This window comes from Oceaniserpentilla sp. 4NH20-0058, from assembly GCF_040371755.1.
Taxonomy (GTDB): Bacteria; Pseudomonadota; Gammaproteobacteria; order Pseudomonadales; family Oceanobacteraceae; genus Bermanella.
In genome coordinates this window covers 1-25,836 of sequence record NZ_BAABWE010000015.1, presented here as the reverse complement: position 1 = coordinate 25,836, position 25,836 = coordinate 1, and the positions used below count along the sequence as shown (strand labels likewise).

Annotated in this window: 26 protein-coding genes; 23 read left to right on the top strand and 3 right to left on the bottom strand. The window is 41.6% G+C overall.

Features of this window, described 5'->3' with window-relative positions; all coding sequences use genetic code 11:
* The first annotated feature begins 888 nt into the window (after positions 1–888).
* Positions 889–1,833, top strand: coding sequence for an alpha/beta hydrolase family protein (locus ABWV45_RS15235; protein WP_353352583.1), 945 nt, complete (start codon positions 889–891; stop codon positions 1,831–1,833).
* Between the two features lie 535 nt (positions 1,834–2,368).
* The gene (locus tag ABWV45_RS15230; protein WP_353352582.1) at positions 2,369–2,680 is read left to right on the top strand and encodes an EthD family reductase; all 312 of its coding nucleotides are present in this window, start codon (positions 2,369–2,371) and stop codon (positions 2,678–2,680) included.
* Positions 2,681–2,860: 180 nt separating this feature from the next.
* Here the strand turns inward: ABWV45_RS15230 and ABWV45_RS15225 are convergent, their stop codons facing one another.
* A complete protein-coding gene (locus ABWV45_RS15225; RefSeq protein WP_353352581.1) occupies positions 2,861–3,439 on the bottom strand; it encodes a Maf family protein in 579 nt (192 codons plus the stop codon).
* 102 nt (positions 3,440–3,541) lie between these two features.
* Positions 3,542–4,126, bottom strand: coding sequence for a Fe-Mn family superoxide dismutase (locus ABWV45_RS15220; protein ID WP_353352580.1), 585 nt, complete (start codon positions 4,124–4,126; stop codon positions 3,542–3,544).
* Positions 4,127–4,356: 230 nt separating this feature from the next.
* Here ABWV45_RS15220 and ABWV45_RS15215 point away from each other — a divergent pair, with 230 nt between their 5' ends.
* The 4 genes from ABWV45_RS15215 to ABWV45_RS15200 all read left to right on the top strand — a co-directional run bounded on the left by ABWV45_RS15215 (position 4,357) and on the right by ABWV45_RS15200 (position 8,205).
* Positions 4,357–5,097, top strand: coding sequence for a hypothetical protein (locus ABWV45_RS15215; RefSeq protein WP_353352579.1), 741 nt, complete (start codon positions 4,357–4,359; stop codon positions 5,095–5,097).
* Positions 5,098–5,148: 51 nt separating this feature from the next.
* Positions 5,149–6,033 (top strand): acyl-CoA dehydrogenase family protein, encoded by an 885-nt coding sequence (locus tag ABWV45_RS15210; RefSeq protein WP_353352578.1) that lies wholly within the window; start codon positions 5,149–5,151, stop codon positions 6,031–6,033.
* A gap of 250 nt (positions 6,034–6,283) precedes the next feature.
* Positions 6,284–7,798, top strand: a complete 1,515-nt coding sequence (locus ABWV45_RS15205) for a fumarate hydratase (RefSeq protein ID WP_353352577.1) — start codon at positions 6,284–6,286, stop codon at positions 7,796–7,798.
* Between the two features lie 65 nt (positions 7,799–7,863).
* Positions 7,864–8,205 carry a 4a-hydroxytetrahydrobiopterin dehydratase gene (locus ABWV45_RS15200; protein ID WP_502914689.1) on the top strand — a complete coding sequence of 114 codons (342 nt, stop codon included), beginning with the start codon at positions 7,864–7,866 and terminating at the stop codon, positions 8,203–8,205.
* Between the two features lie 11 nt (positions 8,206–8,216).
* Here ABWV45_RS15200 and ABWV45_RS15195 read toward each other — a convergent pair whose 3' ends face one another.
* Positions 8,217–8,552, bottom strand: coding sequence for a hypothetical protein (locus ABWV45_RS15195; RefSeq protein WP_353352575.1), 336 nt, complete (start codon positions 8,550–8,552; stop codon positions 8,217–8,219).
* 123 nt (positions 8,553–8,675) lie between these two features.
* On the opposite strand from ABWV45_RS15195, the gene ABWV45_RS15190 reads away from it, so the two are divergent.
* From ABWV45_RS15190 to ABWV45_RS15110, 17 genes are all read left to right on the top strand, one after another.
* Positions 8,676–9,809, top strand: coding sequence for a hypothetical protein (locus ABWV45_RS15190; RefSeq protein ID WP_353352574.1), 1,134 nt, complete (start codon positions 8,676–8,678; stop codon positions 9,807–9,809).
* 10 nt (positions 9,810–9,819) lie between these two features.
* Positions 9,820–10,455 (top strand): tetratricopeptide repeat protein, encoded by a 636-nt coding sequence (locus ABWV45_RS15185; RefSeq protein WP_353352573.1) that lies wholly within the window; start codon positions 9,820–9,822, stop codon positions 10,453–10,455.
* Between the two features lie 10 nt (positions 10,456–10,465).
* Positions 10,466–12,421 carry a FliG C-terminal domain-containing protein gene (locus ABWV45_RS15180; protein ID WP_353352572.1) on the top strand — a complete coding sequence of 652 codons (1,956 nt, stop codon included), beginning with the start codon at positions 10,466–10,468 and terminating at the stop codon, positions 12,419–12,421.
* On the top strand, positions 12,418–13,215 hold the full coding sequence (locus tag ABWV45_RS15175) for a motility protein A (RefSeq protein WP_353352571.1): 798 nt from the start codon (positions 12,418–12,420) through the stop codon (positions 13,213–13,215). Before ABWV45_RS15180 ends, ABWV45_RS15175 begins: the two co-directional genes overlap by 4 nt.
* Complete coding sequence (locus ABWV45_RS15170; protein WP_353352570.1) at positions 13,208–13,888, top strand: OmpA/MotB family protein; 681 nt, start codon at positions 13,208–13,210, stop codon at positions 13,886–13,888. Before ABWV45_RS15175 ends, ABWV45_RS15170 begins: the two co-directional genes overlap by 8 nt.
* A 357-nt stretch (positions 13,889–14,245) precedes the next feature.
* Entirely contained in the window at positions 14,246–15,718 is a 1,473-nt protein-coding gene (locus ABWV45_RS15165) for an alpha/beta hydrolase (protein ID WP_353352569.1), read from the top strand.
* A 318-nt stretch (positions 15,719–16,036) separates the two neighbouring features.
* Positions 16,037–17,668: a CTP synthase gene (gene pyrG / locus ABWV45_RS15160; RefSeq protein ID WP_353352568.1), complete on the top strand. Its 1,632-nt coding sequence runs from the start codon at positions 16,037–16,039 to the stop codon at positions 17,666–17,668.
* Between the two features lie 51 nt (positions 17,669–17,719).
* Positions 17,720–19,012: a phosphopyruvate hydratase gene (gene eno, locus ABWV45_RS15155; RefSeq protein ID WP_353352567.1), complete on the top strand. Its 1,293-nt coding sequence runs from the start codon at positions 17,720–17,722 to the stop codon at positions 19,010–19,012.
* Between the two features lie 426 nt (positions 19,013–19,438).
* On the top strand, positions 19,439–19,750 hold the full coding sequence (locus ABWV45_RS15150; RefSeq protein WP_353352566.1) for an FtsB family cell division protein: 312 nt from the start codon (positions 19,439–19,441) through the stop codon (positions 19,748–19,750).
* Positions 19,743–20,435: a 2-C-methyl-D-erythritol 4-phosphate cytidylyltransferase gene (ispD, locus tag ABWV45_RS15145; RefSeq protein WP_353352565.1), complete on the top strand. Its 693-nt coding sequence runs from the start codon at positions 19,743–19,745 to the stop codon at positions 20,433–20,435. The genes ABWV45_RS15150 and ispD overlap by 8 nt, the downstream gene beginning before the upstream one ends.
* Entirely contained in the window at positions 20,435–20,929 is a 495-nt protein-coding gene (gene ispF / locus ABWV45_RS15140; protein WP_353352564.1) for a 2-C-methyl-D-erythritol 2,4-cyclodiphosphate synthase, read from the top strand. The genes ispD and ispF overlap by 1 nt, the downstream gene beginning before the upstream one ends.
* 6 nt (positions 20,930–20,935) lie before the next feature.
* Positions 20,936–21,997 (top strand): tRNA pseudouridine(13) synthase TruD, encoded by a 1,062-nt coding sequence (gene truD, locus ABWV45_RS15135; RefSeq protein ID WP_353352563.1) that lies wholly within the window; start codon positions 20,936–20,938, stop codon positions 21,995–21,997.
* 3 nt (positions 21,998–22,000) lie between these two features.
* On the top strand, positions 22,001–22,738 hold the full coding sequence (gene surE, locus ABWV45_RS15130; protein WP_353352562.1) for a 5'/3'-nucleotidase SurE: 738 nt from the start codon (positions 22,001–22,003) through the stop codon (positions 22,736–22,738).
* 2 nt (positions 22,739–22,740) lie between these two features.
* Positions 22,741–23,406 (top strand): protein-L-isoaspartate(D-aspartate) O-methyltransferase, encoded by a 666-nt coding sequence (locus ABWV45_RS15125; protein WP_502914690.1) that lies wholly within the window; start codon positions 22,741–22,743, stop codon positions 23,404–23,406.
* Positions 23,407–23,423: 17 nt separating this feature from the next.
* Positions 23,424–24,320: a DUF368 domain-containing protein gene (locus tag ABWV45_RS15120; RefSeq protein WP_353352560.1), complete on the top strand. Its 897-nt coding sequence runs from the start codon at positions 23,424–23,426 to the stop codon at positions 24,318–24,320.
* A 179-nt stretch (positions 24,321–24,499) separates the two neighbouring features.
* Entirely contained in the window at positions 24,500–25,318 is an 819-nt protein-coding gene (locus ABWV45_RS15115; protein ID WP_353352559.1) for a peptidoglycan DD-metalloendopeptidase family protein, read from the top strand.
* A gap of 119 nt (positions 25,319–25,437) precedes the next feature.
* On the top strand, positions 25,438–25,836 hold a 399-nt coding region (locus ABWV45_RS15110; RefSeq protein ID WP_353352558.1), incomplete at its 3' end, for a sigma-70 family RNA polymerase sigma factor.

Sequence of the window (25,836 nt, the reverse complement as noted above, 5' to 3'; positions counted from 1 at the left end):
GCCATCTCATCGACCTACAAATCAAATTCTTAAGCTAAAGCATTTCAGAACCAACGCTAAAACATATTAGCCTCGATGCCAATCTTCGGCATCTGAGCGCAGCATCATCAAAATTAAAATAAATATGACGTGCATGGATGTACTAATATCGCGAATGCATGGATGTATAAGAGCGATGATAGATTGACTGTGTGAAGTTAGCCGCGAAACGGGGGCGGTGTGCAACCCCAAGAAAGAAAACAATGCTGACAAAAGTGTTGAATTTGAAATATGGGTTACGTACCTCGCTTAGGCTAGCTACTAACGCCATCCAACAACTATTTTTGAATGGGTTCCGGCTCGCTTGTACCTTGCTTCCGGAATTATGAAACAAAAAAGTTGATAAAGACGTGGCGATAACGTTAGCTGCGTCTCTCGTCTCTCGTCTCTCGTTCATCAATGAAAAAATATAAGTGAGCAAAAGCTCAAATAATAATTATTATTTATTTTAAGTTTTAAAAAATTTAAGTTGGGAGTAGCTAGAAATTTATTATAAATTTTATTTTAAAATTTAAATTTACACGTGAGCAAAAGCTCACTAATATTTTTATACTAATTACTTAGAAATAAAAATAAAAACGAGCAAGCGCTCATATTAATAGACATTAATGAATAATTTTTATGGAGGTAATTTATTTATTTTTTATGAACTTTTGCTCACAAAAAATTGTAAATTTTTATTAGTTTTATTGGGACAAGATTCATGTTTTTTTCATAAAAATAGAGTTTTAAATCATTTTTGGTCACCATGGAGACATACTGCAGTTATAAAAATTTCTATGATATTTCAGGTACTAATGTACTGGCTAAAAATTAATATAAAAATAAATAATATTTTTGGGAAAAATAATGAAATTGATTAACAAGTCCAATCTTGCATTGCTTACAGGTGCACTTCTATTATCTACTTCAGTACTAGCGTCAACTGGTGGTGGTACTGGCGGTGGTGGTACTGGCGGTGGTAGTTCTTCTGTTCCTTGTAATGATTGTTCAAATGGCTTTGAACGCGGTTCAGTAGCAACCACTAGTCAGCTAGAAGCCAATAGCGGCCCATACTCTGTAAGTACTATTAGCGTATCAAGCTGGTCTGCGAGCGGTTTCGGCGGTGGTACTATCCATTATTCGACTGAATCTGGCGGTGAGCAAGGTGTGATCGCAGTAATTCCTGGGTACTTGTCTTATGAAAGCAGTATCGAATGGTGGGGGCCTCGTCTAGCGTCTTGGGGTTTCACTGTCATTACAATCGATACAAACTCTATTTACGATCAGCCAGACAGCCGTGCAGATCAATTAAGCGCTGCACTTGATCATGTTATTGATGAGGCCGCAAACAGCTCTTCTGCTATTTATGGGCTTGTTGATTCAAGTCGAGTTGGTGTTATCGGTTGGTCTATGGGTGGTGGCGGTTCTTTAAAACTATCTACTGAGCGTTCAATTGATGCTGCGATTCCACAAGCACCTTACTATTCAGGATCTAATGATTTTGATCAGATCACAACTCCTACATTTATCATTGCTTGTGAAAATGATACGGTAGCTCCTGTGAGCTCTCATGCATCTCCATTCTATAATGATATTCCAAGTTCTACCCCTAAAGCGTTCTTGGAAATTAATGGTGGTGATCACTATTGTGCAAACACTGGCTACTCTGATGAAGATATTTTAGGTCGTAATGGTGTCGCTTGGATGAAGCGCTTCATTGACCAAGATACTCGTTACAGCCAATTCCTATGTGGACCTAACTTTGAATCGGATAGTTCTATCTCTGAATATCGTGATACCTGTAACTACTAATTTTTATTAAGTAAAAATTAGCAGTTTCAAAACCGTTGGGTGCTTTCACCCAGCGGTTTTTTTTTTGAGTTTTGTTTTTTCTTATTAAAGAATTTCAACTGATAAAATTAGTACTTAGAGAGAAAAGTAAATTAGTTAAATGGCGATGCCATTTTCTTATGGTTATTTCGGAATATTTATCTATGAGTTTTTAAATTAGCGTAAGTGTCATCACATGTTTAAACCTTAATTTAAAATAAAACCGCTGGCAGAGTACTCTTTAATTATATTTCTATTTTATGCACATCGTCGTTTTTTCTAAATGGTTCATTTTTTTCATTAGTATGTTATTTCTACATATCTAACTATCTTAGTAGGTACAAGGTATATCACCTTTGCTAGTACGGGCCTTCTTTCTGCGCTTATCCACGATCTTTATTGCGTTGCTTGTTTTAGGATTTTCCGCTACGCTCGCTAAAACAGCCAATTCTGGTCCTGCGCTTAAGCTCGGTGTTAGCTGACGAAATCAACAAATACACCAACTAAGGAAAAAACTATGATCAGAGTAAGTGTGATGTATCCAAATTCTGAAAGCGCGACTTTTGATATAGAGTATTACATCAATAGTCATATACCTATGGTAAATGAGTTACTCGGAGATGCTGTAAAAAGTGGAGCCGTAGATGCTGGCATTGCAAGTGGTGCTCCAGAAGAGTCAGCACCTTTTATTGCTATAGGTCACCTTACATTTGAGTCTCTTGAAGCGTTTCAAAACTCTTTTGGGCCACAGGCGGAAAAAATAATGGCTGATATCCCTAATTACACAAATACTCAACCGCAGATTCAAATCAGCGAAATAAAAGCATAATGCAGCTAACAAGTTCAGGGCAGCATCGCGTACACGTGCGCTGGACTTGCTACTAACGCCATCCTACAATTTTTTTTCAAATGGATTCCGGCTCGCTTTTACCTCGGGATCGGAATGACGAAACAAAAAAACAGTTGATGAAAACGTGGCGATAACGTTAGCTGCGTCTTCCGTCCAGCATCAAATCACATGCACCCCAAACTCATCCAGCATCTTAATCAATTGAATCAACGGCAAGCCAATTAACGTATTGGGATCATTACCTTCTAAACGCTCAAACAAACTAATGCCTAAACCTTCCGACTTAAAACTACCTGCACAATTATAAGGTGCTTCTTTATTTAGATAGTTCTCGATTTGCTGATCCGTTAGCTCACGGAAGTACACATAGAACGGCTCGACCACTTCTTGATATTGATTGGTGCCTGCATTGAATACACATAGGCTGGTATAAAAAGTAACCACTCGGCCGCTGGCGCTCTTTAATTGCTTGAATGCGTTTTCAAAGTCACCGGGTTTGCCAATGATGGTGCCGTCTGAGGTGGCACACTGGTCTGAGGCGATAATAATGGATTGTGGATGGCGTTCAGCGATGGCTTGGGCTTTGGCTTTGGCTAAGCGTTCTACCATGGCTTTTGGGTGCTCGTTTTTAAACGGGGTTTCATCGATATCTGGGCTGTCACAATCAAAGCTTAAATCGAGTTTTTCGAGAAGTGCTTTACGGAAAGGGGAGCTAGAACCAAGAACTAAGCGAGCCATAATTGTCTGCCAATAAATGAAATTGGCGTAAGTGTAAGGTATTTGGGGTAAAAAAAAACAGGCCCGTAGGCCTGCTTTTAGGATTGCTTAAAAAACGTGCAATTATTTAGCAAAGTTTTCGTTAGCGAAGTCCCAGTTTACTAGGGCCCAGAAACCTTTTAGGTAATCAGGACGTACATTGCGGTAATCAATGTAGTAAGCGTGTTCCCAAAGGTCAACAGTGATTAGAGGCGTAACACCATCTTCTGTGATTGGGGTAGCTGCATTTGAAGTGTTAACGATGTCTAAAGAGCCATCCGCTTTTTTCACGAGCCAAGTCCAGCTAGAGCCGAAGTTGTTAACCGCTGAATCGTTGAATTTAGCTTGGAATTCCTCGAAAGAACCGAATGCAGCGTTGATTGCGTCAGCAACTGCGCCAGTAGGTGCGCCGCCGCCGTTAGGGCTTAGGCTGTTCCAGTAGAAAGTGTGGTTCCAAATTTGAGCAGCATTGTTGAAGATTCCACCAGAAGATGTTTTAACGATTTCTTCTAGAGTTTTGCTAGCTAGATCAGTACCTTCTACTAAACCATTTAATTTAGTCACGTAGGTGTTGTGGTGTTTGCCGTGGTGAAAATCAAGAGTTTCGGCAGAGATATGTGGCTCTAAAGCATCTTTTGCATAAGGTAGTGCTGGTAGTTCGAATGCCATTATGGGCTCCCGTTATTTTGGTATGGACTCTCATCATCAATACTTAAGGCGTCAAATCTTAAGTACCTACAAATAGGTGCCTGAATGATAGCATTAGAATTCATGGCTTTCTATTATAGGTAGGCCTTAATATGGGGGTGAATGTGATGAATTCAACCAAACATATTCACTGTGCTTGCCAAAACATCCACAAGTGCCACAATAGTCAAATTTAGCGAACGCGATAAAGTATGAAAAAAGTAAAAGAACCAGAACAGTTAGCCTCGATAGCTCTAAGCCGTGAAGAGATTGCTTCACGTCAACGTGTGGTCGGTAAGCCTAGAATCCCATCAAGCCAAGTATCTTCTTCTACTCCAAAAATGCTTTGGTTACTGGTGATTATATCCCTTGTGATTTGTGTGGGTTTAGCGGTGCAGTTTTATCAATTTAAGCAGCAATCTGACATTCAATTACAGGCTCTGACAATTTTACAAGAGAGGCTCACCTCAACAGATGAGCAAGCCAATCTATCAGTGGATGCCATGAAAATTTTGCTTAAAGAGCAAGACCATGAAATTCGTAAGCTTTGGGATTTATCCAATAAGCGGAATAAAGTTGATATCAGTAAAAATAAGAAGACTTTAGATAGTCAAAAGAAAGTGTTATCTAAGCAGTCAAATAGGATTGAATCTATTAATAAAGATTTAACCAAGCTTGAAAAAGGTATCAATAAACAAGTAACTGAAAAAATATCAGATGTCACAAAAAGTGTGGATCAAACTAAAGCGAACACATTGCTGCTAGAAACTAAAGTAGATAAGGCTATTTCTGCTATGCCTAAAGATGTTGCAAAAACATTAAGTGATCATGATAAAGGCATCAAGGCGATGGATGCTACACGCTTACAGTTAATGCGTAGGATTCAAGGGTTAGAGAAAAAAATTGAAGCATTAGAGAAAAGCACAAGCACACCTGTTGCTGCACAACCGTAAACTTTATAAATAATACTAAAGCCCATTATGGGCTTTTTTTATGGAAAAAATATGCTTTTTGACATTATTGAATCGCAATTAAATGAACCGCTATTTGAAAATTATGATGTATTTTCGCAAACGGTTCTTTCTGCTGAATACGAGTTAAATCAAATGGGAGCGGTAGCGTTAGGTTTACGCTGCAGTAATATGTCTCAAGCTTTTTCTTTAGCGTATCGCTGTGCATTGCAATCGCTTTTACCGCAATTAGCCACAAATAAATGGGCTGCAATGTGTGTAACGGAACCAAGTGGAAATCACCCAAAAAATATTGAATCTCAGCTCACGGGTTTTGCAGTGAATGGGCATAAGAGTTTTGTAACAATGGCGACACTTGCTGAACAGTTATTGGTAATTGTAAAGCAAGAGGAAAAGAGTGATCGGCCTCAGTTAAAAGCAGTGCTAATCGACTCAGCTCAGGCAGGCGTTGAGCTTGTTCAATTTCCTCCTCTTGGTATGTTAAAAGATATACCCCACGGAAAAGTCACGTTTAAAAATGCGGATGCAGATATTCTAGCCGGTGATGGCTACAGCGAATACAGTAAACCATTTCGAACATTAGAAGATATCTATGCTGTATTGGTGGCGAGTAGTTTTATATTAAGTATGGCTAAGCGTTTTGAAATAAATTATATCGTTGTTCAAAAAGCATTAGGGATAATTACGCAGTTGGTGTCGTTACCATTGGTGCCAAGCAGCTGGATGCATTTACAAGTAGAAGAAAGCCTAAAGTCTTTTAATGATTTAACTGAGCTATTCGAACGTCATTTTGAACCCTTACCTGATTCCATTAAAAATGAATGGTTAGCGGATAAAAAGATATTTTCAATTGCTCAGTCGGCTCGCGAAAGTAGGCTAAAAAAAGCCATTGAATCAATAGGCTTAACTAAGGGCTAGGTGTTGAAATCATTTGCCCTTGAGTGGCGTGAATTCACCAGAAGACGTGGTTGATAACCGTGAAATAGACTTTAATAAGGAAAAAGCTTAAAACAGCAATATAATGAAAGGGTGCTGATAGGCTGCTTAAACTTTAAGCACTGGCATAGCTATAGCCATTATTGCGGGCATTTATACGCCTTTAGCGTGCTCTCGTGTTACAATCCGTTCACTAAACCAATTATTTCATGATGATGTGAGAGAGACTCCCATGACTGTGATCAAGCAAGAAGATCTGATCCAGAGCGTTGCTGATGCCCTTCAGTATATCTCCTATTACCACCCGCTAGATTTCATTAAAGCAATGGAAGAAGCCTACGAAAAAGAAGAAAGTAAAGGCGCAAAAGACGCTATTGCTCAAATTCTAATCAATTCACGTATGTGTGCCATGGGCCACCGCCCAATTTGTCAGGACACAGGTATTGTTACTGTGTTTCTAACCATCGGTATGGACGTTAAGTTTGAAGACGCCACCATGGACGTTGAAGCCATGGCAAACGAAGGGGTACGCCGTGCGTATTTACTACCGGATAATATTCTACGTGCGTCAGTTTTGGCCGACCCAGATGGCAAGCGTCAAAACACCAAAGACAACACGCCTGCGGTTATTCATACAAAATTAGTACAAGGCAATACAGTTGATGTACACGTGGCAGCAAAAGGCGGCGGCTCTGAAGCCAAGTCTAAATTTGCCATGTTAAACCCTTCTGATTCAGTAGTAGACTGGGTGCTTGAGCAAATTCCAAAAATGGGTGCGGGCTGGTGTCCACCAGGTATGCTTGGAATAGGCATTGGTGGTACAGCTGAAAAAGCCATGATGATCGCCAAAGAAGCATTACTTGAACCAATTAATATTAAAGAGCTACAAGAACGTGGCGCACAAAACCGCTCTGAAGAGTTACGCTTAGAGCTGTTTGAAAAAGTGAATAAACTCGGCATTGGTGCACAAGGACTAGGGGGGTTAACTACTGTATTGGATGTAAAAGTAGCGGACTATCCAACACATGCGGCCAATAAGCCAGTTGCTATTATTCCTAACTGTGCGGCCACTCGTCACGCACACTTTGAACTAGACGGTTCAGGCCCAGCTAAACTTGAGCCACCTAAGTTAGAAGATTGGCCAGAAATCACGTGGGAAGTAGGCGACAGCGTTCGTCGTGTAGACCTAAACACCGTTACCCGCGAAGACATGAAAGCTTGGAAACCGGGCGAAACATTATTGTTGAACGGCAAGATGCTAACCGGTCGTGATGCGGCGCATAAACGTATGGTAGATATGATCGCCAAAGGCGAAGAGCTACCAGTTGACCTGACAAATCGCTTCATTTATTACGTAGGGCCAGTTGACCCTGTTCGTGAAGAAGTGGTTGGCCCTGCTGGCCCAACAACAGCGACCCGTATGGATAAATTCACCCGTACCGTACTTGAGAAAACCGGCCTAATGGGCATGATTGGTAAAGCGGAACGTGGTCAATTGGCTATCGACGCCATTAAAGACAATCAAGCTGCTTACCTAATGGCAGTAGGTGGTGCAGCTTACCTAGTATCACAAGCTATTAAACATGCTGAAGTGGTGGGTTTTGCAGACCTTGGTATGGAAGCCATCTACGAATTTGACGTAGTAGATATGCCAGTTACCGTTGCAGTGGATACTCAGGGTACTTCCGTTCACCAAACGGGCCCGCAAGAGTGGTATGCGAAAATCAATGCAACCGAAGTGAACTAATCTTTTTGTGTTGATAAGAAAGAGGCTTCGGCCTCTTTTTTTGTGTCCAATGAAAGGAGATGAATATGTTATCCCAACAAACATGCGAAGCGTGCAAGGCGGATGCGCCAAAAGTATCTGATGAAGAGCTTGCATTATTAATTAAAGAAATCCCAGACTGGGTGCAAGTATCAGAAGATAGTATTTTAAAACTGCGACGCGTGTATTCATTTAAAAACTATCAACAAGCTGTGGATTTTACCAACAAGGTTGCTGGCATCGCAGAGCAAGAAAATCATCACCCAGATATATTATTGGAATGGGGAAGGGTTACTGTCACGTGGTGGAGCCATAAAATTAAAGGTTTACATAAAAATGATTTTATAATGGCCGCGAAAACGGACGAACTTGCTAGGGTGAAATCATAATCAAGAAAAATTTATCGATTCAACCTCAAGCTCTTCACCTTCAATACACGGCCTTCACAGTTGTCGGTAATTACGCTTAATGTAAACTTACCCTTGAGAGCTTCAAGGGCTAATTGAAAACGCCTTAATGCAACTTGATCGTATTCGCTGTATACCCGATATATATTAGATGGCTTGCCACCACATTTATGCACTTTATTACTTGAGTAAATATCAAATGGGGCTTCTTCATCATCTATTCGTTGTTCTACACTAGACACCACTAACCCTGAAACCAATTGATCATCTGCAATTGCCATTCTTGGCAGAAAAATATAAAAAAATAAAAATACAGTAAACAGTTTCATAGAACCCTAAATCGCCAAAATCAATATTGTTTATTAATAAGGTTATCGACCACCCATACTCTAGCTTGATGCTTATCTCATGAAAAAAATAGCGAGTACGAATGCTTAGTCTATGCTTTTAGTATGAGTGTATGGCGACTATGGATGATGCCAAGGATGAAGCAGGATAATGGGCTTTACTCGATTAAATATGTGATTTTATCGGCGCTTTTTTTTGTGATTTGCGCCATATTTTCGACAGATTCTTTTTCTGAAACCCGCGTGGTTGAATCAGATGTTCCCGGATTTGGCATACCTCCTACTATGTATGCGGGTTTTTCTCGCCTATTAGATGACGAAAGCATACTGGTGCCTGAAGAACTGCTTGATGTGAATAAAGACATAAAGCGCATTGCGTTTTACTTTAACGGTGATCGACTCCATCGAAAAATTCCTAAGCAAGTTCACTTGATGATTGAAAATAAACTACTTGGCAAGTTTATGGGCTTAGGCCGCTTTGAAGTAATAGATTGTGTAGAGTGCCGCACTACGAGAGTAAATTTTGAAAACTCACGCATGATGATCAGCCAATCGGTACAAAACAACCAAGACTTACGAAACCTATCTAAAGAAGTACGTGCAGATGCATTTTTATTATGGAATGCCAGTCTTCATGAAGATAAATTCACGGTGAATTTACGTTTAGTCAATGCTAAAAGTAATGAACTGGTGTGGCTAAAAGAATACGCAAAGAAAACCACGCGAGAACAAGAAGAATTAGAATTTGAAAGTATAGAAATGGAATTCACCATCAGTTCTTGGGGGATTTCATCCGAGCGAGATGGAGTAGGTGCCACCGAAGATGCCTCGCTTTCTGGCGTGACCGCATTTGGTATTCGTCGCCGAGAATACACCACTTTAAATAAAGATGTTGAATATAGCCTAGGTGTTGAATATTTCCGTAATTTTTCCAGCCAAGATGAATTCAGCGTTAATGGTTTTAATTTGGAGGGCCGAATCTTTGTAAATATATCGGCATTAAAAGATTGGGTAAACACCAAGGCTTATGTGGGTATCGGGCAAGCATTTTTTAGTGGAAGTCATGGACTGATGATGAAGTTTGGACTGGAGTTTCCGTTCGTTACCAATGGTTTTATGGCAATAGGGGCTGCTTATTTAGTAGAGGAAGACGTGGAATGGAAAGCTGATGCCAACTATGAAGATAGCTCTGAATTTGGTGGCGCAGGCTTAGATTTAACCTTGGGTTATCGATTTTAAGGGGTAAATAATGAAAATTGTAAATACCATTTTACTTCTATTGATGATGACACTTACGGGGTGTTCCATTGAACAGCTAGCCATGGATAAAGACCCATTTATGGCACAAAGACCTACAGAGCAACAAGTGATAGGTGGAGAGGGAATCGACACCGCAGCGTATGCCAAGAAAAACCATGGTGTTGTGAATATCCATCGTCACGGCCCTGGTTATGATGTGATGCTGATGCTTAATGCTGGTGAAAGCGACATTATTTTCAGCATGGATTTACCTGTTGGCGGTGAGACCTACATGCCAGAAATCACAGAAAAAATGCGTGCCAAACGGGAAGCAGGCATGGAACCCGGAACCATCGAAGAAGAAAAAGAGTTTTTTAACGAAAAAGCATTGGCGTTATTTTCTGATGCAACCAAAAATATGCTCAGTGCGCAGGCTTTATTTTATCGTAAATCTTATTGGAAAGCGCTAGAGGAAACCAATAAAGCAATCTCACTTGTGCCTTCTTCAGCTCAAGCTCACGCGTTAAAGGGCAGTATTTATTACAAGATGGGCCGTAAGAAAGATGCAAAGCGTTCTTGGCAACAAGCATTAAAATTAGACCCATCTTTAACGGAAGTTAAAGAGAGTTTGAAACTTGTGAAGTAAAGGGAACAATATGAAAATAAAGTTATTGTTACTTTCAGTGTTGTATTTCTTACTTAGCGCTTCGAGTATTGCAGCACAGAATAATACAACGGTTGAAATCCCTACTCAAACCGATGATCTTGAAGAGATTCAATTAAAATCACGTATGGAAGATAGTTTGGCTCGAGATATTCAGTCATATCTTGGCCATAATCGCTTTATTATCAATGTAAATGTTAAGTTAGAGAAAATCAGACAGGTTATTAAAAAGAAATCACAATCATCAGAGAAAGCCAATAAAACATATCAACCTACATTTTTGCCAAAACTCAGTTTTCCAAAAGCTTCGAATAATTTAGATGATGACCCTGTAGAAAGCCTACCTGGATTACCGTTTGTAGATATTCCTAGTGATAAGGAAAAGGACGCAGAATTAGAATTCATGCGTGATCAGATTGAACGTTTACAGCAAGAGCAGCGTCAGCCTCGCTGGCAAAATGGAAATCAAGATGACAATTCATCAGCCAATGAAAGCGAAGAGACAATTGGAGTATTTAACCGAATTGTAAAATTAACCATTACCTTGGCTGTTGAAGATAGCATAAAGTCAGAGCAAGAAGGTTTTTTACGCAATCTAGTTTATCAAAAATCAGCACTAAATGATTTACGCGGGGACGAACTAAAAATTATTAAAACTCAGTTTTCAGCGGTTCCAATGCTTGACGATGAAACCATTCCCGAATCTTTAACGGTTCCATTTGATGAAGAGGGCGGTCCATCTCAAACGTGGTTAGAGGAGCATTTTGATATTCTATTACTGGGGTTATTAAGCTTGTTGGCATTGTTGCTGATAAGCTTGATTGTGCTTAACCTTAGGAAAAAATCCCCTGATAATAAACATACTCCTGCTGCGAGTCATGCCTCAACCGAGCCAGTGCTTGAATCAGTACCTGCCCCAGAACATCAGGAGGGCGATAACAAGCAGATATTACAAAAAACCAGACAAGAGATTATTTCATTAGGGTTAGGTCAGCCTCAGCATGTTCAAGGATCAATGGATCAGCTAATGGCTCAAGAAGAAAAAATCCCTATGGCGGCCTCAATATATAAAGTGTTAGGGCGTAGCTTGTTTAGATCTATTTTTCCAAATGTAGAGCAACTTCAGCTGCAAAGTATCATGGCGCACTTGGCAGATCAGCCTCCAGATGAAGAACAGCAGTTTCAAGATATTCAAGATTTTTACCAGCTATTACAAACAACTGTACACGAAGCAGCTGAAGTAAAAAGTCATCCTTTTGAGTTTTTAGGTAAACTCAATGACAGTCAAGTGTTGTACTTAATTCAACATGAAGACGCACGTATTCAGGCATTGGTAGTCAGTCAGTTAGATGCACAACAAGGCGCACGAGTACTTAATCGCACCCCAGAAAAAAGACAAGCACAAGTGATAGCTGAACTTGGTCAGTTTGAAACCTTTCCGTTGGATACTTTTAAAGACGTGGCGGATCGTTTAGCCAAAGCTGCGCTAAAAGTTCCAAGCTTTGAAAATGTAAATGCTGACGGCCTACATATGTTAATGAATATGCTGGATAACATGAATTCAGCAGAAGAAAACAAAGTGTTAAAACGTTTAAAACAAGAAAAACCCGATACGTTTTATAAATTGCGTCAGCAGTACTTTACCTTTTCTGATGTGCTTAAAACCCCTAAACAAATTTTAAGCAACGCGCTACGTGAAGTTGAACGAAGCTTCATTGGTCGTGCTATTTGCGCTACTCCTGATGAATTTAAAATACATGTACTTTCATCACTGACACCTAAATTAAAAACGTTGGTGAAAGAGGATTTAAAACGGTATGAAGGTCGTATTGGTGCAAAAGATATTGACCCTGCACGTAAGGCCATTGTTCATAAATTACGTGAATATATTCATACGGGTAAGTTTTCTATGGATCAACTGCAAAATAAAAAGCAGGCTAAATCATGATTAGCTTCAGTACGATTATTGGTATCACTGCTGGCATTGGTTTATTCGTGCTGGCCATCATTAGTAGTACCGATAACTACATGATGTTTTTAAGTTTGGCCAGTGCCATGATGGTGGTGGGCAGTACATTTGCAGCATCTTTAATTAGCTTTAGTTTTATGGAAGTTATGCATGCAATAAAAGCCATGTTCCAAACCTTGTCAGCTGGGCGAACTTCTCAAGATCATTTGCATGCACTAGTAAAACGGTTTGTTGAATTTAGCCGTATATATCGTGACGGCGGTATTTCATCTTTAGAAGATTGTTTAACAGATAAAGAAAAAAATGACCAATCCATTGGCTTGGGCATTGAGTTAATGGGTTCAGGTTATAAGCAGCAGGATATTCGTGTGATCATGGGGGACGCTATGGATAGCCATTGGCAGCGGCAATCCCTAGAAGGCAAGATTCTAAACACTATGGGCGTGTATGCCCCTGGTTTTGGCATGGTGGGTACCATAGTCGGCTTAATTATCATGTTGGACAACATGGGTGATGATATGGCCAATTTAGGAAAAGGGCTGGCCCTTGCCTTAATTACTACTTTATACGGTGTGTTACTGGCGAATTTATTGTTTAAGCCCACAGCAGCCCAAGTAACTGAAAAACAAGAACAAGAGTATTTTCGCAATCAACTTATCACTGATGGCTTTGTATTATTAAGTGAAAAGAAGGACGCTCTTGTCATGCAAGATCGCTTAAACGCCTACATTAAACCTAGTAAGCGTTATTCAGTAGTAGACAGCGATGAGTAGCAATGGATCAAAACGAGGACTCAGACGCCGTCGAGCCACATTTGATGCTGATGGTGAGGGGTGGATAGTCACCTATGCCGATGCCATTACTCTATTATTAGCCTTCTTTGTAATGATTTTGTCCGTTTCAGACCTTAACCAAGGCAAAATTGAAGCTTTAAAAGAGGGTTTAGCCAGTATTATCTCAGGCAAGGAGGCGGTCACTCCGTTTAATGATATTAAAGATGCTCTAGATGACATCGTTCAGCAGCACAATATGAAAGATAATGTGGCTGTGGATATTGATATGAAAGGAGTCAGGGTTGAGTTTTCCAATTTTTCTTTATATGACTCAGGCAGCGCCTCCATTAAGGCAGAGGCATTGCCAATGTTAAAAGAAGTGACGGAGGTAATTAAGAGCACATCTCATGAAACTCACTTGATTGAGATAGAAGGCCATACCGATGATGTGCCCATTCATACAGAGCGGTTCCCCTCAAACTGGGAGTTAAGCGCCTCGCGAGCCAGTAATGTCGTGAAATACCTCATGAGCAAGGGGGTTGATAAAGAACGCTTAAAAGCATCAGGTTATGCCGATTCACGCCCAAAAGTCGAAATTAAATCAGGAGAACCCATCTCTGAAGATGATCGTGCGGCTAATCGCCGAGTGGTGATATACGTTCGTCGCTTTTAAATTAGGTTAATGTTAGATATTTAGATTATAAACTTAGTTATAAAAAATTATTTTTCACATCATTGTTTCTTCCAAACAAGTAACTTGGGATATCAGTACACACTAATTGTATTTTATGAGCCTTCTTTTTTCAGCGAGGTAAGCGTATTAACGGATAAAATCCCCGACTCATCCTCGTTTCATTATTTTTTTTTTTTTGGCACAAAAGTACTTATTGTTCTTTTTTAAACGGAACAATCCTTCTCATAAATACAGACTATGCCTTAACTTGAATGACATCTAGTATGTTCTGTCTAGCATTAAATGCTGGAATCAAAGTCCTACCGAAAATAAAGATAATAATCCCGGAGGTTCTACGTGACCCATTATAAGAAGATATTCACTTTCTCTATTTTACCACTCACTTTTGCCAGTTTAATTGGCTGTGGTAGCAGTGATGATGACCCTGTAACGCGCGAACACGATGAGCGTACATTTGTGGTAGCAGAAGAAATCAGCTTTAACCCGTTAGCAACAGACCTTCCAACAGTGCCCATACCGTCCAGTGTTTATTATGGTACCTATGAGGGGCTACAAGGGGACGCTGTTTACGCAGCCGAAATTCCAACAGGCTGGGATGGAGGTGGTTTAATCATGTATACCCATGGTTTTAGAGGTGAGGGTGAAACACTCGATGTGTCAGTGCCACCTCTTCCATGGCGTGCCGCCGTATTGGGAGCGGGTTACGCTTGGGCGGCATCGTCTTATTCTGCCAATTTCTACGATGCTCGTGCGGGAATCGAAGATACCAACAAACTCGCCCTTGAATTGACGGACTATATCGAAACGGATTTTAGCGTGAGTTTCGATGCGCCTAGTCAATATTTGATTTCTGGTTTCTCGTTAGGTGGACACATTGCGGCGGCCGCTGTCGATAAAGAAAACCTAGAGCGCACTTTATTCCCTGTGCCATATGAAGGTTCAGCGCCACTTTGCCAAGCTGAAGAAAACGAATTTCAGTGGTTAGGGGATTATCCTCGTGTGATGCATGAAATTTCTGGTTTTGGCGATCGTGATTTTTCCGACTTTCAATCGTTGTTAGGTACATATGACCCATCGGGCATTGTCATTGTACAACCAGGGGAAATGCTAACCGCATTATTTGGTACAAATGAACTGGGAATGCCTGATTGGTCGAACCCCATCAATGAAAACGGTGAGAACCTCGTAAGCATCGTAAAAAACCTAACCGGAGGCGAACGCCCGATTTTTGCAGAAGGGTTTAATACGCTTTATAACGATGTGGCTTTATCAAGTGGCGGGGAAAGCGGTGACATTAATGGCATATTGGCCGGTTCAATCTATGATAACTCTGAACGGGTTTACAGATGGACCGACGGCGATATCACCCCAGAGGAACAAGCATTTAATGATGCCATAACGCGTGAGTCTGCAACCAAGGGCGCTAATGGGTTACGAAACGATGGCGTTCGCTGGATTCCGTTAGTGGGTGGTGATTTCGATGTGCCGGTTTTAACCCTGCATACACTAGGTGATATGTTCGTACCCTTTGTGCATCAGCAACTGTATCGCCAAAAAGCCATCGACAATGGCAATGAAGACTTACTGGTACAGCGCGCCATTCGCGCAACGGGCCACTGTGACTTTTCCGCCACTGAAATATCGACAGCTCTTGGTGATCTAATTACTTGGGTGAATGGTGGATCAAAACCAGCAGGTGATGAGGTGCTGGACGCAGCGGTTGTGGCAGATGACAGTTATGGTTGTGATCACACGATTACCAGCGCTGACGCATTAGATGCTCGTGCCAGTTTACCAGTATGTGAATAATATGGTTCGTTAAGGCCATGCATATGTAAAGTAAGTAGCTTTTCAAGGCTTAGAATGAGTTTCAGCCTTGAAGAGCCCCTTATAACGATTAAAACACCTCAAAATCTTGCCAAAAAGAAGTTCAAGCCATAAATCCTTGAGTAGTTACCAATGTGCGTCGATTTTAGATTCTGGTAGTTAATTGCACGTTTTTTGTAAAATAATCAATATCTGAGCGATTCTGGGGCATTGCCAATTTACCCAAGGGCCATGCTCTGGTAGACTGCAACGCCATCTTGTTACGCACAAATCCAACTTATTTTTTCGGATTCACCTTATATGTCGACTCGTTTTATTTTCGTCACAGGTGGTGTTGTGTCCTCATTGGGCAAAGGCATCGCATCCGCTTCTCTAGGGGCTATCCTAGAGGCTCGCGGCCTAAAAGTTACCATGCTGAAGTTGGATCCCTACATCAACGTAGACCCAGGGACCATGAGTCCTTTTCAACATGGTGAAGTATTCGTAACCGAAGATGGTGCCGAAACTGACCTAGACTTAGGCCATTATGAGCGCTTCATTCGTACGACTATGGGTCGTCGTAACAACTTCACAACTGGTCGTATTTATCAAGACGTACTAGCCAAAGAGCGCCGTGGTGACTACCTTGGTGGTACGGTTCAGGTTATTCCGCATATTACTGACGAAATTAAACGTCGTGTATACGAAGGCGCTGAAGGTGCTGATGTAGCCTTGGTAGAAATTGGCGGCACAGTGGGGGATATAGAATCCCTACCGTTTTTAGAAGCGGTTCGTCAGCTTAAGGTTGAGCTAGGCAGCAAGCGTGCGCTTTCCATGCACTTGACCCTTGTGCCATATATCGCCACCGCTGGTGAGACCAAGACCAAACCAACTCAGCATAGTGTAAAAGAGTTGCGCTCTATCGGTTTACAACCTGACATACTGGTATGTCGTTCCGATCATCGAATTGATTCAAGCTCGCTGCGCAAAATTGCATTGTTCACCAACGTTGAAGAGCGTGCTGTCGTGCCATTAGAAGATGCCGACACCATTTACCGTATACCTGGCCTGTTGCGTAAAACAGGTCTGGATGAATATGTGGTTGATAAGTTCGGCCTAGAATGTGATGAAGCGGATCTTAGTGAATGGGATCACGTAGTAGATGCTAAGTTAAATCCAGAAAAAGAAATCAATATCGCCATGGTTGGTAAATACATGGAGCTACTGGATGCTTATAAATCTTTAATTGAGGCTGTGGACCATGCAGGCCTTAAAAACCGCACCAAGGTAAATATTGAATATATTGACTCTGAAATCATCGAGCGTGATGGCTGTTCAATCCTAGAAGGCAAAGACGCCATCTTAGTTCCGGGTGGTTTTGGTAATCGTGGTGTGGAAGGCAAAATCCGCACGGTACAATACGCCCGTGAAAACAAAGTGCCATATTTAGGTATTTGCTTAGGTATGCAAAGCGCGGTCATTGAATTTGCCCGTAATGTGTGTGGCCTTGAAGATGCTCACAGTACAGAATTTTCGGCTAAAACCCACAACCCAGTGGTTGGTCTTATTACTGAGTGGACAACAGCCGAAGGCGAAACCGAAACTCGCACAGAAGACAGCGACCTTGGTGGCACCATGCGTTTAGGTGGTCAAGAATGTCGTCTTGAAGATGGTTCATTATCCGCTGATGCCTATGGCACCGATGTGATTACTGAGCGTCATCGCCATCGTTATGAAGTGAACAACAACTACCTAGAAACCCTAGAGAAAAATGGCCTTCGTATTGCTGGTCGCTCTATGGATGGGACATTAGTAGAGGTGGTAGAAGTGGTTGATCACCCATGGTTTGTTGCGTGCCAGTTCCACCCTGAATTTACATCAACGCCTAGAGACGGTCACGGCTTGTTCTCTGCGTTTATTGCTGCTGCTATTAAGCAAGCTGGCAAAGCATAATTTAATTATACATTTAACTGATTTTGATTTGATATTGGAGATTAACTCACTATGGCTAAAATTATTAACATTAAAGCCCGTGAAGTCATGGATAGCCGTGGTAACCCAACGGTAGAAGCTGACGTTTCATTAGAAGGTGGTTTTTTCGGCACAGCCTGTGCCCCATCTGGCGCGTCGACGGGTACTCGTGAAGCATTAGAATTACGTGACGGTGACAAAAGTCGCTACATGGGTAAAGGCGTATTAAACGCAGTGGCTCACATTAATGGCTCTATTAAAGAAGCCTTATTGGGAATGGATGCTACTGATCAGCGCGCACTTGATGCCAAAATGATTGAGCTAGACGGCACAGAAAACAAAGAAAAATTCGGCGCAAATGCCATCCTTGCTGTGTCTCTTGCTGCAGCTAAAGCAGCTGCCAATGCAAAAGGCATCGAGCTTTATGAGCACATTGCAGAATTAAACGGCACCGCCGGTAAATTCTCTATGCCGCTACCTATGATGAACATCATTAACGGTGGTGAGCACGCAGATAACAACGTAGATATTCAAGAGTTCATGGTACAGCCAGTTGGCTTTAAATCTTTCAGTGAAGGTCTACGTGCTGGTGCTGAAATCTTCCATAACTTGAAGAAAGTACTTCAAACTAAAGGCCTAAATACAGCGGTTGGTGATGAAGGTGGTTTCGCGCCTGACCTTGCATCTAATGCCGATGCATTAGCCGTTATCAAAGAAGCGGTTTCTAACGCAGGTTACGAGCTGGGTAAAGACATTACCTTAGCACTGGATTGTGCCTCTTCTGAATTCTATAAAGATGGCAAATACGATTTAGCAGGGGAAGGCAAAGTATTCTCTGCAGAAGAATTCTCTGACTACCTAGCTGAACTTTGTGACCAATACCCAATTGTCTCTATCGAAGACGGTCAAGACGAAAGCGATTGGGCAGGCTGGAAATACCAAACTGAAAAACTAGGCGCAAAAGTACAATTAGTAGGTGACGATTTATTTGTAACCAATACTAAGATTCTTAAGCGTGGTATCGAAGAAAACATCGCTAACTCTATCTTAATCAAATTCAACCAAATCGGTTCATTAACCGAAACCCTTGAAGCGATTAAAATGGCACAAGATGCAGGCTTCACAGCGGTTATCTCTCACCGTTCAGGTGAAACAGAAGACACAACCATTGCCGACTTAGCGGTAGGTACCTGTGCAGGGCAAATCAAAACCGGTTCGCTATGTCGTTCAGATCGTGTTGCTAAGTATAACCGTCTACTGCGTATTGAAGAGCAGCTTGGCGAGAAAGCAATCTATAACGGTCTTAGCGAAGTTAAAGGCCAATAAGAGCTGCCTACGTTGTTGATACTCTGTTGAAATAAAAATTTGGCTTAGTTATTTACTACCTGTAAACGCCCTCGCCAAATTTTTATTTCGCCTTGTCTCAACTTCCTCGGCGACGCTCTTATGAGAATATGAGTGCGTGGCTTGTGCTTTGTTAAAAAAGTTTTTTGATTGTCATTTAGGAGAAACTAAACTCCGCACAAAAAATCTTTTTTGCCTCGCTCAACCTGCCTCGTTAACGGTTTTAGAGCTGCCTGCTTCGGCTACGCTCTTATGCAACACCGCTAAAGTGGTAAAAAAGGGAAACTCAGGTTTCCCTTTTTTATAAATGATTTTTGCTATATATAAATATCTGTAGGATGGGCGAGGCACGAGCGTAACCCATCAAACTGAAAGATAAACATTCAAACCGCTGATAATGATAATAATATGGCTTTAACAGACAACATCAAAAAACACGCGTGGAAGCCGTTAGCCTTGGTGGTATTTGTTTGGCTGATGTATCAGTTATGGTTTGATGAAACCGGTGTGTTCGCTAACTTTGCCTTGGGCGATAAAATCGAGACGCAACAAGAATTAAATCAAGCGGCTAAAGCCCGTAATCAAGTGCTGGAAGAAGAAATTTGGGCCATCAAATCCGGTATGGATAGTATTGAAGCCAAAGCCCGAAAAGAGTTGGGTATGATAAAAGAAGGGGAAACCTTTTTTATAGTGGTCGATCCGGAAGTCAAAGATGAATAATAAACTATTCGCCGTTGTTCCTGCTGCGGGTATTGGTGCACGCATGCAAGCTGATCGCCCAAAACAATACCTATCACTAGGCGGTCAAACCATTTTAGAGCATACCTTAGAACGCTTGTTAGCGTTTTCTTTCATCGAGTGTATTGCCTTACCCATTGCTAATCATGATGCTTTTTTTGATGGTTTTTACATCTCGCACCATGAAAAAATACACACATGTGCTGGCGGCTCAGAACGTTTTGAATCGGTATTAAACGGCTTAAACTATTTGCTGGAAAATGGCGCAAAAGTAACGGATTGGGTTATGGTGCATGACGCGGCCAGACCTTGTATCACCCAAGCGGATTTAATCCATTTATATCAGTCCCGCTCAGAGCAAGGCAGTATTCTTGGTGTGCAAGTACGTGACACCATGAAGCGCACCGATGAACAGGGTAATGTAATTAGTACTGTCGAACGTGAGCAGTTATGGCATGCGCTAACACCACAATTAGCCCCCATTGGCGTGTTAAAAACATGCATTGATGAATGTGTGGCAAAAGGTAAGTTAGTCACTGACGAAGCCAGCGCATTAGAGTTTTGTGGCTTACAACCAAAAATGGTGGCGGGGCATCCAAGCAATATTAAAGTGACGCGCCCCGATGATTTAATGATGGCTCAAGCGTTTATAAAGGAATTTCAATAATGGCATTTCGAATCGGTCATGGCTTTGATGTACATAAATTTTCAGAGCCAAAAGCAAATGCTAAAGTCATGATTTGTGGTGTGCCCATTGATTATGAATGTGATCTGGTTGCTCACAGTGATGGCGATGTGGCTCTTCACGCATTATGTGATGCTTTATTAGGTGCCGCAGCCTTAGGAGACATTGGTCATCATTTTCCTGATACGGACCCTACTTTCAAAGGGGCAGACAGTCGTCAGTTACTAAAAACGGTGTTTGCTGAAATCTCTAAGCGTCAATACGTGATTAATAATTTGGACATCACCATTATGGCCCAAGCGCCAAAAATGGCACCGCATATTCAAACCATGCGTGAAACCATCGCATTTGATTTAGAGTTGGATATTGATCAGGTGAACGTTAAAGCCACCACGACAGAAAAGTTGGGCTTTGTTGGTCGTAAAGAAGGCATTGCTGTAGAAGCGGTAGTGTTAATTGAAAAACAAGTGAACTAAACATAGATGACTGACTTTCCTCATAATTGGCCAACGGCGTACCCTAAGTTATCGGTGAGCGCCCAATTTAGAACACAACAAGATGATTTTTTTGTTAGTGAGATTACTAATCGTCAGCTCCACGCAAGTGGCCCTCATTTATATTTACACATTGAAAAACGTGGCGTTAATACTCACTGGTTGGCTCGTCAATTAGCGAATCATGCAAAGATTGATTTAAAAGATGTCGGGTATGCTGGTTTAAAAGATCGTCATGCGGTGACGCGTCAGTGGTTTAGCCTTCCTCTTAAAAATAACGAACCGGATTTAACCCATTTATTTGCTAAAGATGAGTTTACATTATTATCCAAAGGTTATTACGGTGTGAAGCTTAAACGCGGTGCATTAGGGGGCAACGCCTTTCGTATTGTTTTACGCAATGTGCAAGGAGACCAAGCAAAAATCAATCAACGCTTAGAGCTAATTCGCAATCAAGGTGTGCCTAATTATTTTGGCGAACAACGCTTTGGTCATGATTTTGAAAATATACAGCAAGCGCAGCAGTTATTTGAAAGTGGCAAGCGTCCACGAAATCGACAAAAAGCTTCAATGTATACATCAGCGGCCCGTTCTTATTTATTTAATAACATGTTGGCAAAACGCATTGAACTCAAGCAATGGGATATACCCATGGAAGGCGAAGTATTTGGTTTTGCTGGTAGCTTGCGTGGCTTTAAGCAGGAAAACAATGAAGATGAGCGCAATCGTTTAAGAGCGCAACGTATTCATCCGTCTTGTGCACTTTGGGGTAAAGGAGATGCATTAAGTGAAGGGGCACTTGCACAATTAGAGCAAACCCAAGCTCATGCGTATCCACTATTATCTCAAGGGTTAGAAAAACAAGGTTTAAAACAAGAAAGGCGTGCGACACGTATGTTATTGCCTGATTTATTTTGGCAGTGGCAGGATGACTCGACATTGGTCTTGCGGTTTAATTTGGCATCAGGTTACTTTGCCACTTCGGTATTACGAGAATTAGGTGAGATCAACGTTTTAGAACGTGATCAACAAGAAGCATCACGGGACTAAAATATGAAGCTTTTATTAAGTAATGATGATGGTGTTCACGCTATTGGCTTAGTGACACTGCGTAAATATTGCCAAGCAGCGGGTTGGGATGTGCAAGTGGTGGCTCCTGATCGTGACCGCAGTGGTGCCAGTAATTCTTTAACATTATCACGGCCGTTGAATCCGGTGTATTTAGCCGATGGCAGTATCAGTTTAGATGGCACACCGACTGATTGTGTTCACCTTGCAATGAATGTGCTGTGCCCTTACCCCGCTGAACGTGTGGTATCTGGCATTAATGCAGGGCCAAACCTTGGGGATGATGTGATTTATTCAGGTACTGTGGCCGCCGCCATGGAAGGTCGGTTCTTAGATTTGCCGCCGATTGCAATCTCGCTTGCAGGTAAAACGCACTTTGAAACCGCTGCAAAAGTATTAGTGGAATTACTGCCAAAATTGCAGTCTTTGACCCTTTCTCCTCGTACGCTATTAAACATCAATGTACCGAATGTGCCTTATGAAGAATTGCAGGGGATGGAAATTACCCGTTTAGGTCATCGTCAGCGCAGCGATAATCCAGTGCAGGCGCAAAATCCAAGAGGCAAAGAATGTTATTGGATTAACGCGCAAGGTCGTGGTGCAGATGCAGGTCCCGGCACAGACTTTCATGCGATTAAAAGTAAAAAGGTATCCATCACTCCAATTCAGGTTGATATGACGGGTCACGATAGCCTTGAAGGTCTGCGAGAGCAGCTATTATGAGCATCACTCCGCTACAGCTGCAAGGCATTGGCATGACATCTCAGCGTACTCGCGACCGCTTAGTAGCAAGACTTAAAGATAAGGGAATCAAAAACCAAGATGTTCTTGAAGTGATGGCCAATACACCTCGTCATATTTTTGTGGATGAAGCGTTAAGCCATAAAGCCTATGAAGATACGGCTTTACCTATTGGTTTCAATCAAACTATTTCTCAGCCATATACCGTGGCAAAAATGACAGAAATCATTCTAGAAGCTGGCCCGGTAGATAACGTACTAGAAATTGGTACAGGTTGTGGCTATCAAACCTTGGTGCTATCCCAACTTGTTAAGCGGGTTTACAGTGTTGAGCGCATTGCGCCACTACAGAAAAAAGCCAGAGAGCGTATGCAGTTGTTACGGGTGAATAACGTGCGTTTCCAGCACTCCGACGGTAATTGGGGGTGGCCAGAAGAAGGGCCATTTGATGCCATATTATCTTGTGCGGCTCCTGAGTCCATTCCCACGGATTTATTGGATCAATTAAACCTAGGTGGTCGTTTACTTATGCCTGTGGGGCCAGACGGCAAACAAATGTTGCATTTATTAATCAAAGAAGAAGACGGCGTCACCCGTAAAATAATCGAGCCGGTTAACTTTGTACCGATGCTTAGTGGTACGCAAAAATAATAAAAGAAGACATGTAAATGATTTGGAATTTCTTAAAAGGCATGGCCATGGGCGCTGCCGATATTGTCCCTGGTATATCCGGTGGCACCATCGCTTTAATTACGGGCATCTATGAGCGTTTGATTAGTGCGATAAAAAGTGTGGGCTGGGACACGTTAGTGATGTTAAAGCGAAGCGGCATCAAAAGCGCGTGGCAGCAAATGGACGGTACCTTCTTAATAAGCGTATTAGCAGGGGCTGCTACCAGTATCTTATTGCTGTCTAAAGTTCTGCATTATTTAATTGAAAGCCAACCTATTATGACTTGGTCATTCTTTTTTGGCTTAGTGCTGGCGTCGTTTTTATATGTGGTAAAACAAATTAAAGGCTGGAATATGGCTCGAATGGGCTTGTTAGCTGTGGGTGCGGTACTGGCTGCATTCATTAGTCTATCCCAGTCAGCTCAGATTGAAGTGACACATTTAAACTTATTTGTTGCTGGAGCCATTGCCATATGTGCCATGATCTTGCCGGGTATTTCCGGCAGTTTCATTCTGCTTTTGATGGGCATGTATGAATTTATAATTGGGTCCATTAAGAGTTTTGACCTGATCAATCTAGGTATTTTTGCATCTGGCTGCTTACTTGGCATCATGTTGTTTTCGAGGTTTTTGTCTTGGGTGCTACGCCATTTCCATGATGGGACTATGGCGCTTTTGAGCGGATTTATGCTTGGAGCATTGGTAAAACTATGGCCGTGGAAAGAAGTGCTTAGTTATCGTATGAGTAGTGGAGGACAATCTGTGCCATTTATTGAGAACCCAGTTTGGCCTTGGGCTCAGTCTGAGCCGCAGATTCTATTGGCCTTAGGGGCATTTGTGGTCGGATTTTCATTGGTGTTCGTGGTCGATAGGGTATTTAAATCCCCTAATTAGTATGAAAAACGTCCGACTGTTAACCTAGTCAAAAGACCATAAACCTTGTTTTTGCCAGCAGAAAATTGGCAAACACTGAAAAGAAGTGTAATGAAATGTGAACTGTCTCTTTTTTTTAGATGATTTTTCAATATTGCTTTAAGCTTTGATAATGTAAACCTATAAAAAAGAACATGTCGATGGATGAGCGTCTAGTGCAATTACTCAAGTGTCAAAAAAACCATCAATTTAGGGTGTTTACTCAAATACCGCTGCTAAGCGTACTTCTAGTTTTTTGTTTTGGGCTAACGGCATGTACAGGTTTTGTCTCAGTTGAAGAGAAGTTTAACCCTGTAAGTTCTGATCGAGATATCCATATTGTGCAAAAAAGTGAGACCTTATTTGCTCTTGCATGGCGCTATGGGTGGGATTATAAGGCGTTAGCGAGTGCTAACAAGATCGCTTACCCATACACTATCTATCCTGGTCAAAAGTTAAACATTCGGCAAGATGCCACCCCTTTAGCAACGTCTCATAAGTCAGCTAGCAAAACTTTGACGAAAAACAAGGGGTCAAAAAATACACAGGTTAAAAGTGCCTATAAAACCAGTCCACAAATGCCAAAACCAGTGGTATCCAATGTAAACCAGCAGTGGCACTGGCCTGCACAAGGCAAGGTAATCGCCAAATTTTCAACGAAAGCACCTGCCAATAAGGGGATTGATATAGAGGGTTCCTTAGGGGAATCTGTATTTGCGGCAGGGGCCGGTTCGGTTGTGTATGCAGGTAGTGGATTACTTGGATACGGCAACTTGGTGATCATAAAGCATGACGACCAATTTTTAAGTGCTTATGCACATAATAAAAAATTATTGGTCAAAGAGAACCAAAATGTTAAAGCTGGGCAGGTAATTGCCGAAATAGGATCTAGTGGTACAAATAAAGTGAAGCTTCACTTTGAAATTCGCCACAAAGGGAAACCGGTAGATCCGTTACGCTATTTACCAAAGGCGAGGTAACTATCGCCATAGCGAACGGATCAATAAAATTTAAATTTGTTGCAAATTGGAACAGCTTTTGAATAGTTAAAGTTGAGTGACAATATAACAACAAATAATCATTGGCGGGGCGCTTAGCTATGGCAGCTATAAAGGGATTAAAAAAACACGACGCAGATTCTGACTTAGCATTGGTGGATGCCGAGCCAGTAGAGAAAGCAGAAAAAGAAGAGACAATCGATATCTCTAAGGATACGGAATCGCAAAAAAACCTTGATGCCACTCAGCTTTATCTAAATGAGATTGGCTTTTCACCACTACTCACTCCAGAAGAAGAAGTTCATTTTGCTCGACTAGCTCGTAAAGGGGACGAGAAAGGCCGTAAGCGAATGATCGAAAGTAATCTTCGTTTAGTTGTTAAGATCTCACGTCGTTATGTTAATCGCGGTTTAACATTGTTAGACCTGATAGAAGAAGGCAACCTAGGTTTAATTCGTGCAGTTGAGAAGTTTGATCCAGAGCGTGGCTTTCGTTTTTCA

Excerpts from the sequence above, each read along its gene's own strand:
- ABWV45_RS15235 (WP_353352583.1), top strand. The coding sequence starts at position 889 with ATGAAATTGATTAACAAGTCCAATCTTGCATTGCTTACAGGTGCACTT.
- ABWV45_RS15230 (WP_353352582.1), top strand. The coding sequence starts at position 2,369 with ATGATCAGAGTAAGTGTGATGTATCCAAATTCTGAAAGCGCGACTTTT.
- ABWV45_RS15225 (WP_353352581.1), bottom strand. The coding sequence starts at position 3,439 with ATGGCTCGCTTAGTTCTTGGTTCTAGCTCCCCTTTCCGTAAAGCACTT.
- ABWV45_RS15220 (WP_353352580.1), bottom strand. The coding sequence starts at position 4,126 with ATGGCATTCGAACTACCAGCACTACCTTATGCAAAAGATGCTTTAGAG.
- ABWV45_RS15215 (WP_353352579.1), top strand. The coding sequence starts at position 4,357 with ATGAAAAAAGTAAAAGAACCAGAACAGTTAGCCTCGATAGCTCTAAGC.
- ABWV45_RS15210 (WP_353352578.1), top strand. The coding sequence starts at position 5,149 with ATGCTTTTTGACATTATTGAATCGCAATTAAATGAACCGCTATTTGAA.
- ABWV45_RS15205 (WP_353352577.1), top strand. The coding sequence starts at position 6,284 with ATGACTGTGATCAAGCAAGAAGATCTGATCCAGAGCGTTGCTGATGCC.
- ABWV45_RS15200 (WP_502914689.1), top strand. The coding sequence starts at position 7,864 with ATGTTATCCCAACAAACATGCGAAGCGTGCAAGGCGGATGCGCCAAAA.
- ABWV45_RS15195 (WP_353352575.1), bottom strand. The coding sequence starts at position 8,552 with ATGAAACTGTTTACTGTATTTTTATTTTTTTATATTTTTCTGCCAAGA.
- ABWV45_RS15190 (WP_353352574.1), top strand. The coding sequence starts at position 8,676 with ATGAGTGTATGGCGACTATGGATGATGCCAAGGATGAAGCAGGATAAT.
- ABWV45_RS15185 (WP_353352573.1), top strand. The coding sequence starts at position 9,820 with ATGAAAATTGTAAATACCATTTTACTTCTATTGATGATGACACTTACG.
- ABWV45_RS15180 (WP_353352572.1), top strand. The coding sequence starts at position 10,466 with ATGAAAATAAAGTTATTGTTACTTTCAGTGTTGTATTTCTTACTTAGC.
- ABWV45_RS15175 (WP_353352571.1), top strand. The coding sequence starts at position 12,418 with ATGATTAGCTTCAGTACGATTATTGGTATCACTGCTGGCATTGGTTTA.
- ABWV45_RS15170 (WP_353352570.1), top strand. The coding sequence starts at position 13,208 with ATGAGTAGCAATGGATCAAAACGAGGACTCAGACGCCGTCGAGCCACA.
- pyrG (WP_353352568.1), top strand. The coding sequence starts at position 16,037 with ATGTCGACTCGTTTTATTTTCGTCACAGGTGGTGTTGTGTCCTCATTG.
- eno (WP_353352567.1), top strand. The coding sequence starts at position 17,720 with ATGGCTAAAATTATTAACATTAAAGCCCGTGAAGTCATGGATAGCCGT.
- ABWV45_RS15150 (WP_353352566.1), top strand. The coding sequence starts at position 19,439 with ATGGCTTTAACAGACAACATCAAAAAACACGCGTGGAAGCCGTTAGCC.
- ispD (WP_353352565.1), top strand. The coding sequence starts at position 19,743 with ATGAATAATAAACTATTCGCCGTTGTTCCTGCTGCGGGTATTGGTGCA.
- ispF (WP_353352564.1), top strand. The coding sequence starts at position 20,435 with ATGGCATTTCGAATCGGTCATGGCTTTGATGTACATAAATTTTCAGAG.
- truD (WP_353352563.1), top strand. The coding sequence starts at position 20,936 with ATGACTGACTTTCCTCATAATTGGCCAACGGCGTACCCTAAGTTATCG.
- surE (WP_353352562.1), top strand. The coding sequence starts at position 22,001 with ATGAAGCTTTTATTAAGTAATGATGATGGTGTTCACGCTATTGGCTTA.
- ABWV45_RS15120 (WP_353352560.1), top strand. The coding sequence starts at position 23,424 with ATGATTTGGAATTTCTTAAAAGGCATGGCCATGGGCGCTGCCGATATT.
- ABWV45_RS15115 (WP_353352559.1), top strand. The coding sequence starts at position 24,500 with ATGGATGAGCGTCTAGTGCAATTACTCAAGTGTCAAAAAAACCATCAA.